The organism is Hymenobacter sp. BRD67 (genome assembly GCF_013256425.1).
Classification (GTDB): Bacteria; Bacteroidota; Bacteroidia; order Cytophagales; family Hymenobacteraceae; genus Hymenobacter.
Genome location: NZ_CP053904.1, coordinates 2,421,265 through 2,433,777, shown reverse-complemented (window position 1 = coordinate 2,433,777; position 12,513 = coordinate 2,421,265). Strand labels below are relative to the sequence as shown.

The 12,513-nt window shown below is 59.1% G+C and carries 12 protein-coding genes; 5 read left to right on the top strand and 7 right to left on the bottom strand.

Features of this window, described 5'->3' with window-relative positions; genetic code table 11:
- The first annotated feature begins 128 nt into the window (after positions 1-128).
- Positions 129-911 carry a sulfite exporter TauE/SafE family protein gene (locus tag GKZ67_RS11350; RefSeq protein ID WP_254244772.1) on the top strand — a complete coding sequence of 261 codons (783 nt, stop codon included), beginning with the start codon at positions 129-131 and terminating at the stop codon, positions 909-911.
- 47 nt (positions 912-958) lie between these two features.
- Here GKZ67_RS11350 and GKZ67_RS11345 read toward each other — a convergent pair whose 3' ends face one another.
- The 3 genes from GKZ67_RS11345 to GKZ67_RS23525 form a co-directional block, all read right to left on the bottom strand.
- Positions 959-3,445, bottom strand: coding sequence for a TonB-dependent receptor (locus GKZ67_RS11345; protein WP_173242401.1), 2,487 nt, complete (start codon positions 3,443-3,445; stop codon positions 959-961).
- Between the two features lie 209 nt (positions 3,446-3,654).
- Entirely contained in the window at positions 3,655-4,524 is an 870-nt protein-coding gene (locus GKZ67_RS11340) for an LLM class flavin-dependent oxidoreductase (protein WP_217278580.1), read from the bottom strand.
- Positions 4,440-4,709 carry an LLM class flavin-dependent oxidoreductase gene (locus tag GKZ67_RS23525; RefSeq protein WP_254244771.1) on the bottom strand — a complete coding sequence of 90 codons (270 nt, stop codon included), beginning with the start codon at positions 4,707-4,709 and terminating at the stop codon, positions 4,440-4,442. The genes GKZ67_RS11340 and GKZ67_RS23525 overlap by 85 nt, the downstream gene beginning before the upstream one ends.
- 106 nt (positions 4,710-4,815) lie before the next feature.
- On the opposite strand from GKZ67_RS23525, the gene GKZ67_RS24140 reads away from it, so the two are divergent.
- The 4 genes from GKZ67_RS24140 (at position 4,816) to GKZ67_RS11320 (ending at position 7,752) form a co-directional block, all read left to right on the top strand.
- Positions 4,816-4,941 carry a hypothetical protein gene (locus GKZ67_RS24140; RefSeq protein ID WP_262889600.1) on the top strand — a complete coding sequence of 42 codons (126 nt, stop codon included), beginning with the start codon at positions 4,816-4,818 and terminating at the stop codon, positions 4,939-4,941.
- Between the two features lie 64 nt (positions 4,942-5,005).
- The gene (locus GKZ67_RS11330; protein ID WP_173242399.1) at positions 5,006-5,524 is read left to right on the top strand and encodes a dienelactone hydrolase family protein; all 519 of its coding nucleotides are present in this window, start codon (positions 5,006-5,008) and stop codon (positions 5,522-5,524) included.
- Between the two features lie 120 nt (positions 5,525-5,644).
- A complete protein-coding gene (locus tag GKZ67_RS11325; RefSeq protein WP_173242397.1) occupies positions 5,645-6,682 on the top strand; it encodes an SDR family NAD(P)-dependent oxidoreductase in 1,038 nt (345 codons plus the stop codon).
- Between the two features lie 185 nt (positions 6,683-6,867).
- On the top strand, positions 6,868-7,752 hold the full coding sequence (locus GKZ67_RS11320; protein WP_173242395.1) for a T9SS type A sorting domain-containing protein: 885 nt from the start codon (positions 6,868-6,870) through the stop codon (positions 7,750-7,752).
- 79 nt (positions 7,753-7,831) lie between these two features.
- On the opposite strand, the gene GKZ67_RS11315 is transcribed toward GKZ67_RS11320, so the two are convergent.
- The 4 genes from GKZ67_RS11315 to GKZ67_RS24640 form a co-directional block, all read right to left on the bottom strand.
- The gene (locus GKZ67_RS11315) at positions 7,832-9,130 is read right to left on the bottom strand and encodes a TolC family protein (RefSeq protein ID WP_173242393.1); all 1,299 of its coding nucleotides are present in this window, start codon (positions 9,128-9,130) and stop codon (positions 7,832-7,834) included.
- A gap of 141 nt (positions 9,131-9,271) precedes the next feature.
- Positions 9,272-10,318, bottom strand: a complete 1,047-nt coding sequence (locus GKZ67_RS24650; protein WP_317172133.1) for an efflux RND transporter permease subunit — start codon at positions 10,316-10,318, stop codon at positions 9,272-9,274.
- A 151-nt stretch (positions 10,319-10,469) separates the two neighbouring features.
- The gene (locus GKZ67_RS24645) at positions 10,470-10,844 is read right to left on the bottom strand and encodes an efflux RND transporter permease subunit (protein WP_317172132.1); all 375 of its coding nucleotides are present in this window, start codon (positions 10,842-10,844) and stop codon (positions 10,470-10,472) included.
- A complete protein-coding gene (locus GKZ67_RS24640) occupies positions 10,781-12,337 on the bottom strand; it encodes an efflux RND transporter permease subunit (RefSeq protein WP_317172131.1) in 1,557 nt (518 codons plus the stop codon). Before GKZ67_RS24640 ends, GKZ67_RS24645 begins: the two co-directional genes overlap by 64 nt.
- Positions 12,338-12,513 lie beyond the last annotated feature (176 nt).

Genomic DNA, 12,513 nt, shown 5'->3' with positions numbered 1-12,513 from the left:
GGTATTACTTCAAGAAATACCTGCCTGACGAAGCCGACTTTCCTCGCAAGAGTTGGGTGAAGCCTTTGCTTATCTGGCTGGTGATAAGTGCTTTTTTTGTATGGGCTATGCTAAATCAAGGAGCTTGAGTGGGTAACAGCTTAGTCCTCCCCCTCCTATGCCTGGCTTCGCTGCTGGCCGGCCTCATCGACGGCATGGTGGGCGGCGGCGGCCTTATTCAACTGCCGGCGCTACTGCTTTTATTACCCAAAGTGCCGGTGCCCACGGTGCTGGGCACCGGCAAAGTTGCTAGTCTGGCCGGCACGTCGGCGTCGGCATTTCGGTATTTGCGCGGGCTCAGTGGGGTAGCTATTAACTGGCGCACGGTGGCGGTAGCAGCGGTGGTGGCAGGCTGCTTTGCGCTGCTGGGCGCGCGGGCCGTGAGCGGCCTCAACAAAGAGCTGGTGAAGCCGCTGGTGCTGGCGCTGCTGGTGCTGATGGCTGCTTATACGTTCTGGCGCAAGGATTTCGGCAGCCTGCACGCCCCGCGCCTGCGCGGCAGCCGCGAGCTGTGGACGGGCGTGTCGTTGGGTGCCAGCATCGGGTTTTACGACGGCTTCTTTGGGCCGGGCACGGGCAGCTTGCTGCTGTTTGCGTTCGTGGGGCTGTTTGGCTATGACTTTCTGGCGGCTTCGGCCTCGGCCAAGGTGGTGAATATTGCCACCAACATTACCGGGCTGGCTTATTTTATCTCGACCGGGCAGGTGCTCTACTACTACGCCTTGCCGATGGCGGCCTGCAACGTCTTGGGTTCCACGCTGGGAGCGCGGCTGGCACTGCGGCGTGGCACGGGCTTCGTGCGGGTGCTGTTTTTGGGCGTGGTAAGCGCGTTTATTCTCAAGCTAGGCTACGAGGTGCTGCATAGCGCCTAAAGCACTTTATGAAGGTATTTAGGAAGCCGGGGCCGAAGCGCCCTGCTTTAAAACGTGTACCCTAGGGTGGTCAGGAACTGGCGCGGAGGTATAGGATTTATGCTATATCGGTCGTGCACCAGGTAGTTCAGCTCGTTGGTGATGTTGGAGAGCTTGGCCAGCAGGGAGAAGCACTGATACGTGTAGCCGGCCGATAAGTCGATGGTAGTGAAGCCGGTTAGTGAAATAAGCCGGCTGTATTCTTTGCCTACGGGGTCCTGCCCCACGGTATTGTTGTTGCCCCCGTACCGCTGGCCGGTATAAAAAGCCGAAGCACCTACTTTGATGCCGCGCAGGGCCGACTGGCTAAACGTGTAAAATACAGACGCGTTAGCCGTATTTGCGGGGTTGTTGGTGAGGCGCTCGCCTTCAATCTGCGACCCCTTCAGGCCGGAGGTATTGGTGTAGCGATTGTAGTTGTAGCCGTAGCCCACGTTGAAGTAGAGGCTTGGGGAAAGGCTGGCGTTGACGTCCACATCCAGGCCATCGCTGGTTGTCTGGCCGGTCAGCTCCTTCACATTCGTGTCGGTATTGGCTTGGCCATTGGGCAAAAAGGCGATAAACTGGGCCAGATTGCTATTGCGGTAGCGATACACGCTCAGGCTGGTAAAAACCCGGCCGCTAAACAACTCCTGCTTGGCGCCCGCCTCGTATTGGTCCACGATAGACGGGGCCAGCGCTTGTTTGTTTATGTCGTAGCCGGTATTGATGGTAAAATTGTTGGTGTAGCTGCCGTAAAATGACAGCGTGGCCAGCGGCTGGTAAAGCAGGGCGGCCTTGGGCGAAAAGGCTTTATCAACCTTCTCAACGCTGGTGGCCCGCTCGCGCTGGGTAAGCTGGTTGAAAACGCTAACTGGCTGGGCTTTTTGATACGACCACCGCAGCCCAGCCAGCACTTTGAATTTAGGCGAGAGCGTAATCAGGTCCTGGGCATAAACGCCGGCCCGGTACGACGGCGTGCGCGTGCGGGCAGTATCAGTAAAGGTCGGAATATCAGTGCGTTCCGCGTATTTACTACGGTCCAGGATATTGATTATATCATAGGCCGGGCCCACATTGCCCGCCGCATCGGTGTAGCGAAACGTATTGCTCTGGGTCTGAATCTGTACCACGTCGCTGCCGGCCAGCACCTGGTGCCCCAGAAAGCCGGTGTCAAACCTGCCCGTCAGGTTTAGCTGCCCGGTGAAGTCGCGCTCGCTCGTTTTCACGGCGCTGAGCGTCCGGCTGAAGTCGCCGTTGGTCGCAATAGCCGACGGCACACCCACCCCGAAGCCCTGCACGCGCGTGTCCTGCCAGCCAGCAATGGCATTCAGCTTCCACAATTCGTTAAAGCGATGATTGACAACCAGAGAGCCCGAGTATTGCGTGGTAATATTATACGCCCATACCGCGTTGATAAAGCGTGAGCGCGGCGTATTAGCCGGAATCTCAGCCGTAATTCCGTTGTTGACTACGCCCACGCCGGCGTCGGGGGTCACGTTCGATTGCAGGTAGTCGCCCTGCAGCAAAAGGTCCGTTTTTTCGCCTAGCTTATATAGTAGCGAAGGATTGACGTACGCGCGCTTCGACGTCACTACGTCGCGGTAGCTTTTGGCATTTTCGTAAGTGCCCACTACCCGGAACGCCAGATTCTTGCTGATGGGCCCGTAAATGTCCACAATCGGCTTGTAGAAACGGTAGCTGCCCGCCCGCATCTCTACCGAGCCACCCCAGTCGAAGCGAGGCTTTTTGGTTATCATATTGATTATAAGGCCGCCCGACACGTTGCCGTAGAGCAGGGCCGAGCTGCCTTTCAGCACTTCAATCGACTCAAGCGTGCTGGCATCGGGAAAGCCCTGGGTGTTGGAAATAACTCCATTTTTGAATATGCTGCCGCCCGCGCCGCTAATGCCGATGCTGAAGCCCCGCGCCGAGAAGGTTTCGGCAATGCCCTGGCGCTGCTGCGTGAGAGCTACGCCGCTCACGTTGCGCAACGCATCGCCGAGGCGGTTTACCTGCTGGTCGGTAAGCACGGTATTTGACACCACGCCCACGCTCTGGGGCAGGTCGAGGGGTGCGATACCGGATTTGCTGGCCGTAGTGGGGCGAGTGGCTGCGCTGCTGCCCGTCACCACTACTTCGTCGAGCTGCCGCGTGCCGCGTACCAAGGTCACGCTTGGTAAGGTAAGAACTTGATGAGGCGCTACCTGCACCGTGATTTCCTGCGCCGCGTAGCCCAGGCCCGTAAACGTGACTACCTGCCAGCCCGCCGGCGCGGTCAGTCGAAAATTACCGCTCGCATCAGGTGCCGCCCCGTAGCCCGTGCCACGCACCAGCACCGACACATGGTCAGCGCTCTGCCCGTCGGCCAGCGCTACCCTCCCTGCAAGGGTGCCCAGCCGCCGGTGCTGGTGCGACGCGTGGTGCGCCGGGCCGGGAGTAGTAGAGGCCTGCCCTAGGCAGCCCAGCGGCAAGGCCAAAGCCAGGAGCGAAATCGGAAAGAAAAGCTGAGACATAAGCTTATTTAGAATCATTCAACGCAGCGCAAAGGTCTGCCTGAATTTAGAATGATTCCAAATAATTTACTGATTAGCTTGTATCCAGCTACCGGCTCTTTAAGCTGGTAGTTGAAATAAAAAACTGTCTATGAGATGGTTGATACTAAAAAAGTCTCCCTAATGGGAGACTTTTTATTTAGAACAATACTGAATAGGATAGTATCCACTCATAAAGTCAAGGCTTCTTCAGCTACTTTTTGGGTTGTCGGCACCAACTCGAAGGCCTGGGCCAGCAGCTCGTAAGAACGTAGGCGGTCGTTAAAATCGGCGGTGATGCTTACTGCCGTCACCTCATCGATGTTGTACGCAGTGGCTAGTTGGGTCAGCTGCTCGCGCACCTGCCCGGGCGTGCCGCTCACTACGCGGCCCTGGTGGTAGCGCAGGCGCGCCTGCTCTTCAGGACTGAAAGCGTAGGCGGCTGTTTCGCTGGCGGTGGGGTAGGGGCCCCGCCGGCCCTGATCGAAGCGTAATAGCTGGATAAATAATGCTTTAACCAGCGCATTGGCTTTCTCTTCGGTATCGGCGCAGAGCACAAACAGCGCTACATTGGCTTGGGGGTGCGCCAGCTCGGGCGAAGGCCGAAACTGCGCCCGGTAGCGCTGCACGGCCGCCGGCCCACCGTGGGGCCCAATAAATTGCGCAAACGAAAACCCCATACCAAGCTGGGCGGCAAACTGCCCGCTTTGCCCGCTTGAGCTGAGCAGCCACAGGTGGGGCTGAGTAGCAATTTTAGGAATAGCCTGCACCCGCTCGTGAATGGTTTCGGGCGTAGCATCGTCGCGCAGGTAAGCCTGTAGGTCAAGCAATTGCTCAATAAAGTCCTGCTCGTTGAACTGATTATTCGGGTTGAGCGCGTAGGCCGTGAGGCGGTCGGCACCCGGGGCCCGACCCAGGCCCAGGTCGATGCGGCCGGGGTGCAGCGCTTCGAGCAGCTTAAAGCTTTCGGCTACTTTCAGGGCCGAATAATGGGGCAGCATGACGCCGCCCGAGCCCAGCCGGATATGCCTGGTGTGCGCTCCCAGGTGCGCCAGCAGCACTTCGGGGCGGGGCCGGCCAGGGAGGTAGTGTTGTGGTGCTCGCTCACCCAAAACCGGGTGTAGCCGAGGCGGTCGGCGAGGCGCGCCAGCTCGGTAGTTTCGAGCAAAGCCTGCCGGGAGGTAGCGCCGGGGCGCACGGGCGACTGGTCGAGCACGCTCAGGCGCAAAGAGGGAGAGGCAGGCATAGTAACAGTAATAGAATAAATAGTAAAACAAGCTGTACGCTCGTAAAACAACCACCCTTACCGCCTTGTTCCGGCTCCGACTTTACCACTCCTTTTCCTCTTCTTTATGAGTACCCCCAACTCGCTGGTGCTGCCCGTAGCCGATGGCACCGAGGTGCACGCCTACGTAGCTCAGCCCCAGGGCGCCACTACCGCCCCGGTATTATCCTCTGCCAGGAGGCGTTTGGTGTAAATCAACATATTCGCAGCGTGGCCGACCGCCTGGCCCAGGCGGGCTACGTGGTAGTGGCCCCGAATTGTTTCACCGCACGGCGGCGCCGGGGCTGGAGATTCCGTACGACAACTTTGCCAGTGCCATGCCGCACTATCAGGCTATTACCAACGAAGGCCTGACCCAGGATATGCAGGCAGCCTACGACTGGCTGCAAGCTCAGCCCAACGTGCAAAAAAATAAAATTGCCGCCATTGGCTTTTGCCTGGGCGGGCGGGTAGCGTTTTTGGCCAATGCCGTGCTGCCGCTGGCAGCAGCAGTGTCGTACTATGGTGGCGGAACCCACCTGCTGGCCGACCATGCCAAAGACTTGCACGCGCCGCATCTGTTTTTCTGGGGCGGCCTCGACCAGCACATCAGCCAGGACCAGATAAAGCAGGTGACCGACGCCGTGGCGGCGGCCGGCAAGCCCTACATCAACACAGTTATCTCTTATGCCGACCACGGCTTTAACTGCGATGCGCGCCCCAGCTATAACAAGGACGCCGCTGCCGAAGCCTGGGCCCTGACGCTGGCTTTCTTTAAGGAAAAAATGGGTAAATAACTGCCAGTGAATGAATAGCGCGGGCTTGATAAGGTTATTGACCTTGTCAGGCCCGCGCTTCTGTTTATAAGGTAAAGTAGCCGATGCAACCTTTCGCCGCCCAAACCCATACAGGGTAGCATGAAGCCAACTTCTCGTACTACTTCCTGGCTCTGGGCCGCCGGATTCGGCGTTGCTGCCCTGGCCACTACTGTTTGGCGCAACCGGCGCGGCTCGTATGAGCTGGCGGGGCGTACCGTGCTTATTACCGGCGGCTCGCGGGGGCTGGGCCTGGTGCTGGCCCGCCGGGCCGTGGCCGAAGGCGCCCGCGTGGCTATCTGCGCCCGCGACGAGCAGGAGCTGGCCCGCGCCCGCCAGGATTTGCTGCGCTACGGCGCGCCCGAAACTAGCGTGCTGGCCCTGGCCCGCAACCTGACCGACGCTACCGAGGTGCGCACGCTGGTAGCGGAGGTCGAAAACCGCCTGGGGCCGATTGATGTGCTCATCAACAACGCCGGGATTATTCTGGGTGGGCCGCTCGAAAACATGGACGTCCGCGACTTCGAGGATTCTATGAACACACACTTCTGGGCGCCGCTCTACGCCATGCAGGCCGTGCTGCCGGGCATGCGGCTGCGCGGCGAGGGCCGCATTGTCAATATCTCGTCGCTGGGTGGCAAGGTGGCCATTCCGCACCTCACGGCCTACAGCGCCAGCAAGTTTGCGCTGGTAGGCCTGTCCGAAGGCTTCCGGGCCGAGCTCAACCAATACGGTATTTTCGTTACGACCGTGTGTCCTGGCCTGCTGCGCACCGGCAGCGCCGGCCACGCCGAGCTAAAGGGCCAGCACGAAAAAGAATACGCCTGGTTTAGCATCGCCGATGCCCTGCCGGGCTTCACCATGAGTGCCGAAGAGGCCGCCCGCAGCATCTGGAACGCCTGCCGCCGCGGCGATGGCGAGCTCATTCTGACCTTGCCGGCCAAGTTGCTGGCTGCTTTGCACGGCCTTATGCCCGGCACTACCACCGACGCCCTGGCCTGGCTCAACCGCGCCTTGCCCGCCACCGGCGAAAGCCCGGCCGGCTACGAGCGCCGCCCCGGCGCCGAAAGCGAAACGCCGCTTACCCGCTCGTTCCTCACGGCGCTCAACCGCGAAGAGGCGGTGCGCAATAATGAATAATTTTTACTATATAATAAATTAATAATATAATTGCAAGAATGGCCTGGGCTGCTACCGGGCCATTCTTGCGTTAGCGGAAAAGCGCGGACTAACGTATTTTTCAGCAGCCGAATTAAACCGCCTGGCTTACAGCAAGTCTATATAAAAGCCGACTGAGCTATGACCCCATGCTGCCGTTAAAAAACATGAAATACCCTTTTCTCACCCGCTTGCCCCTGGTAGTGCTGCTTCTGCTGGCTACTAGCGTAGTGACTATTGCCCAACCGGGTGCTGGCCATCAGGCCGGCCCCAACCAGCCCCTTCGCCAGGAAATAAAAGCTTACCTCACGGCGACCGTCCTGCCCGTGCTGCGCCAGCAGCGCCAGAAGCTGGAAGCCCAGCTTGCCCCGGCCGACCAGGCGCAAGTAGTGACTTACCGCGCCCAGCTGAAGGCCCTGCGTGCCCAGGGCCAGGCATTGCGCCAGCGCATTATGCCAGCCGAAGCGCCAGCCGGAACCCGCCCCACCCTCACTGCCGACCAGCAGCAACAGGTGCACGCCCTGCGCTTGCAGGCGAAAGGCATTATGCTGAGTGTGGCCCAGCTGGCGCTGAAGTACGACGCCAACATTCAGAAGCTGACTCAGGAAATAGCGCCGCAAAAAGCGCAGTGGGCCACCGACATAAAAGCGATTGTGGCAAAGAATACTACGCCCGAGCAGCAGGAAAAGCTGGCAAAGTGGGCGGGCCTGGCCGCCCGGCGCAGTGGCCTGCGGAAGCTGTTCCGCCCGGCGGCCTTTCTGCTGCTCGACCCCACTGCGCCGGCTGACGCTAGTCTTACGGGCACCAGCCTTTACCCGAACCCCGCCGCAGCCACCACGCAGCTGCAGTACGACGTGAAAAAGGCCGGCTCCGTCAGCGTTGAGCTACTGGATGGCAAGGGTGCTGAGCTACGTACTTTATTGGCGCCGGTGCAGCAGGAGCAGGGCTCCTACACCCAGCAGCTCGATTTGAGTGACCTGCCCCACGGAACTTATTATTACAAAATCACGACCAAAGCCGGCACCGAAACCAAGCGCTTTGTGAAGGACTGACGCTTGTAATGCCGCCAGCAGCAAGGGCCGACTGAGCATAGCTCGGCCGGCCCTTGCTGCTGGCGGCTTGATGTCTGCCTTAGGGTGCCAGCAAAGCTGCCAGCTGGCGCAACGTTATCTCCGCCGACTTGGCGGCGTAGCGGTAGTTTACGAGCCGGTAGCCGGCATCTTCGAAGCTCTGCTGGGCCAGCTTTACATCGACCAGGGTAGAGAGGCCGGCATCGAGGCGCAGCTGCACCAGCTTCAGGAGCTGGCGGGCGGTGGTGTAGCTCTGCTCGGCGGTAGTAACGAGGCTTAGCTGCTTTTGGTACGCTTCCCAGGCCTTGAGGGCGTTGAGGCGGTAGTTGCGCTGCAGCGCATTGCTTTGCAGTTCGGTGGTGCGCGTGTTAATTCTGGCAATATCAACCTGCCGCCGGTTTACGCCGCCCGCGTAGAGGGGCACCGATAATCCCAGCCCGGCGTAGGGACCATAGCTTTGGTTGAAGAGCGTGGTACCCACCGAGTTTTGGCTACGGGCGAAGTTGGTGCCGGTATTTATGCCAATAGATGGGTAGCGAGCGGCCCTGGTTTCGCGCTCAATTAACTCGTTGACGCGTATTTGGCGCTCGGCCGCCAGCAAGTCGGGGTTCTTGGCGAGCGAGCCTTCCAGCTCGGCCCAGCTCAGCGAGCGGTTTACCGGAATAGTGTCTTCGACGGCTACCGGCGTGTTTAAATCCATGGTCAGGGCGCGAAGCAAATCGGCAGTAGCCTGCTGGGCGGCCAGTTGCTGCTGCTGCTGGGTTTCGAGCTGGGCATTCAGGTCGAGCTGCGCCTGAAAGCGGTCGGCGTTGTTGGCCAGGCCCACACTTTGGCGGGTTTCGATAAGGCGCAGCTTCTGGCGCGATACCTCCACCGAAGCTTCGAGGGTGCGGATGTAGCGCTGCTGCTGCACCACGGCGTAGTACTTCAGGCTCACATCGGCCAGCACATTCTGCACGGTCGAGTTGAGCTGCAGCTGGCTTATTTGGGCCAGCTCATCCAGCCGCTTGCGGGTGGCTACTACGTGGCCGCCGTTGTAAAGCAGCAAGGTCCCGGCCAGCCCCACGTTGTACTGGCTGAATACCGCCCCGGTGCGGGAGACGCTGCTCCCGGTATTGAATTCCTGCTGCGTGTTGTTGACCACCGCGTTGTTGCTGGCAGTAATACCCACCGCGGGCAGCGCGCCCGCAAAGCCAGCATTGTTGCGCAGGCCCTGCACATCCACGTTATTCTGACTAATTTGAATATCGAGGCTGTTTTTGAGGGCCGTTTGCAGGGCGTCGTGCAGGGTAAGCACCGGGCCAGCGCCGGGCCCGGCCGGCGACTGCGCCGTGGTAGGGGGCGCAGTCTGAGCCAGCAAAGAAGCAGGTAACAGGCAGGCTAACAGGCAGAAAGTTAGTTTCATTATACGTTAAAACGAAGGAATACTTCGTTTGTCATTAAACAAGTCGGGCGAGCAGAGCCGGTGCAGTCTAAGTGGTTGCCGGCCCCGCTTTTACATTCAGGCAGTTACGGGCTCCTCCTGCACTACTGCTTCTTCTCCCAGCTCCAGCGGTTTGCGGTCCTTGGCGATAAACGTGTAGATGGCCGGGATAACAAACAGCGTGAGAATGAGCGAGAACAGGATGCCGCCCACAATTACAATACCCAGTGGCCGGCGGCTGGTAGAGGCCGCGCCCAGGCTAAGAGCAATGGGCAACGCACCGAGCGCCGTGGCCAGCGAAGTCATCAGAATGGGGCGCAGGCGCTGCTGGGCGGCCAGCTGCACGGCCTGGCGCAGGGGCACGCCGGCGTCGCGCTGGTGGTTGGCAAACTCCACAATGAGAATGCCGTTCTTCGTTACCAGGCCAATCAGCATAATCATCCCGATTTGGGAGAAGATGTTGATAGTCTGGCCAAAAAGCCACAGACTGAGCAGCGCCCCGGCCAAAGCCAGCGGCACCGTGAGCAAAATGGTAAGTGGGTCGCGGAAGCTCTCGAACTGAGCCGCCAGCAGCAGGTAAATCAGCATTAGGGCCAGCCCGAAGGCGAAAGCCGTGTTAGAGGAGCTTTCGGCAAAGTCGCGCGACGAGCCCGAGAGGGCCGTTTGGAATGTCGGGTCGAGCGTTTTGTCGGCAATGGCCTGCATGGCCCGCACGCCGTCGCCCACTGTTTTGCCCTCGGCCAGCTGCGCCGACACGGTGGCCGATTTCAGGCGGTTGAAGTGGTAGAGCGTGCTGGGATTAGAGTCCTCAATCTGATGCACGACGGCCGAGAGCGGAATGCTTTCGCCCCGGCTATTGGTAACGTAGAGCCGGCTGATGTCGGTAGGGGCGCTGCGATTGCCCTGCTCCACCTGCCCGATTACCTGGTACTGCCGCCCGTTGATAAGGAAGTAAGCCATGCGGCGGCCACCAAATGCGCCCTGTACGGCCGCTACTACGTTCTGAGTAGTCAGGCCAAGGTCCCTGATTTTCAGGCGGTCGAATGTTAACTGTACCTCCGGCTTGTTGAATTTGAGGTTGGCATCAACGTTTTGGAAAGTAGGGTCCTGGCGGGCCGCGGCCAAAAATTTAGGCAGCGCCCGCGGATGCGGTCTAGGTCCACGTTTTGCAGCACGAACTGTACTGGCAAGCTGCTTTTCGACCCCGAACCCACGGCAATAGTCTGCTCCTGCACCACAAAAATGCGCGCATCATTGAAGCGCTTGGTATTCTTAGTCAGGTATTTGCCGATTGCTTCCTGCGAGCGCTTGCGCTCATCCGGGGGCACAAGGCCAATGCGCACCTGCCCATTGTTGACGCCGCCCCACCGCCGAAGCCCGGCGTGATACTGAATACAAAGTCATTTTCCGGTACCGAGTCGGTAGCAAACTGTGCTACTTGGTCGCTGATTTTCTGCATTGCCCCAAAGCTCGTGCCCTCGGGGCCGGTCAGGGTTAGGCGCAGGCTGCTGCGGTCTTCGAGCGGAGCCAACTCGGTTGGGATATTTTTACCCACAAAGTAGATGAGGCCGGCGCATACCGCTACCACTACCCACGCCAGGCTGCGCACGCGCAGAAAGCTGCCGACCAGCCGCCCGTAGGCGTTTTCCATGCCCGTAAAGAAGGGCTCGGTGCGGTCGTAAAACTTGCCGTGGCCCGCCCCTCACGGTGCAGCGCCACGTTCAGAACCGGCGTAATAGTCAGCGACACGAAGGCTGAAATCAGCACTGCGCCAGCCACTACCACCCCAAACTCGCGGAACAAGCGTCCGGTAAAGCCTTGCAGAAAAATAACCGGCAAAAACACCACCGCCAGTGTGAGCGAAGTTGAGATAACGGCGAAGAAAATCTCCTTACTGCCCTCCAGCGCCGCCTTGCGAATATCCATACCTTCTTCTAGCTTACGGAAGATATTCTCCGTCACCACAATGCCGTCGTCCACCACCAGGCCGGTGGCGAGTACAATACCTAGTAGCGTTAATATATTAATAGTAAATCCTGCCAGGTACATCACGAAGAATGTAGCAATCAGCGAGATGGGAATATCGATAAGCGGGCGCAGGGCGATGAGCCAGTTGCGAAAGAAGAAAAAGATAACCAGTACGACCAGCCCAAAGGAGATGAGCAGCGTCTCGATTACCTCATCAATCGAGTTGCGAACAATCTTGGTGTTGTCGGTGAGCACCCGCATTTGGATGTCCGCCTTATTTTCCTTCTGCACCTCGGCCAGGCGCTTGTAAAATTCTTCGGCAATCTGCACGTAGTTGGAGCCCGGCTGGGGCACAATGGCCAGGCCCACGGCGTAAGCCCCGTTTACCTTCCAGCTTTGCTCGTAGCTCTCGGGCCCAAGCACCACCCGGGCCACGTCGCCGAGGCGCACGATACCCGTTTTATCCTCCCGCAAAATCAGGTCGCGAAACTGCTGTTCGGTCGTGAAGCGTGCCATCGTGCGAATGGTCAGCTCCGTTTTGCCGCCGTAGATTTTACCGGCCGGTACCTCCACATTTTCGGCGTTGAGGGCGTTCTGCACGTCGGTGAAGGAGACGTTGTACGCATCCATCTTACTGGGGTCGAGCCAGAGGCGCATGGCAAAGCGCTTTTGGCCGAAGATGTTGACGGCCGATACGCCGTTAATGGTCTGGAAGCGCTGCTGCAGGTTGTTCTCGGCATAGTCGCTGAGGTCGAGTAGGCTCTTGGTGCGGCTCGTCACGGCCAGGATGAGGATGTTGTCGGAGTTGGCGTCCGACTTGGCCACCACCGGCGGGGCGTCGATATCCTGCGGCAGCGAGCGCACGCCCTGGCCTACCTTGTCGCGCACGTCGGAGGCGGCGGCCTCCAAATCCACGTCGAGGTTAAACTCGACCGTAATATTGCTCGACCCCAACGACGAGCTGCTGGTAATGGAGCGGATGCCCGGAATGCCGTTAATCTGCTTTTCGAGCGGCTCCGTTATCTGGTTCTCAATCACATCGGCGTTGGCGCCGGTGTAGGCCGTGCTCACGCTGATAATCGGCGGGTCAATGGCCGGATAGTCGCGCAGCGCCAGAAACGAGAAGCCCACCCCGCCAAATAGTATCAGCAGCAGGTTGAACACCGTCGCCAACACGGGTCGTTTTAGAGATAATTCTGAAATATTCATATTATTCTTATTATACAATAACCTAAAATTGACCGTCAGGCTTAGCGGGCACACACTTACCCAAGCATTTCACTCGCGTCGCTGGCTAGTAGCCTAACGACAGGGGCGAGGATGTTTCGGCAAGCGGCCGCTGGATAGGCCTG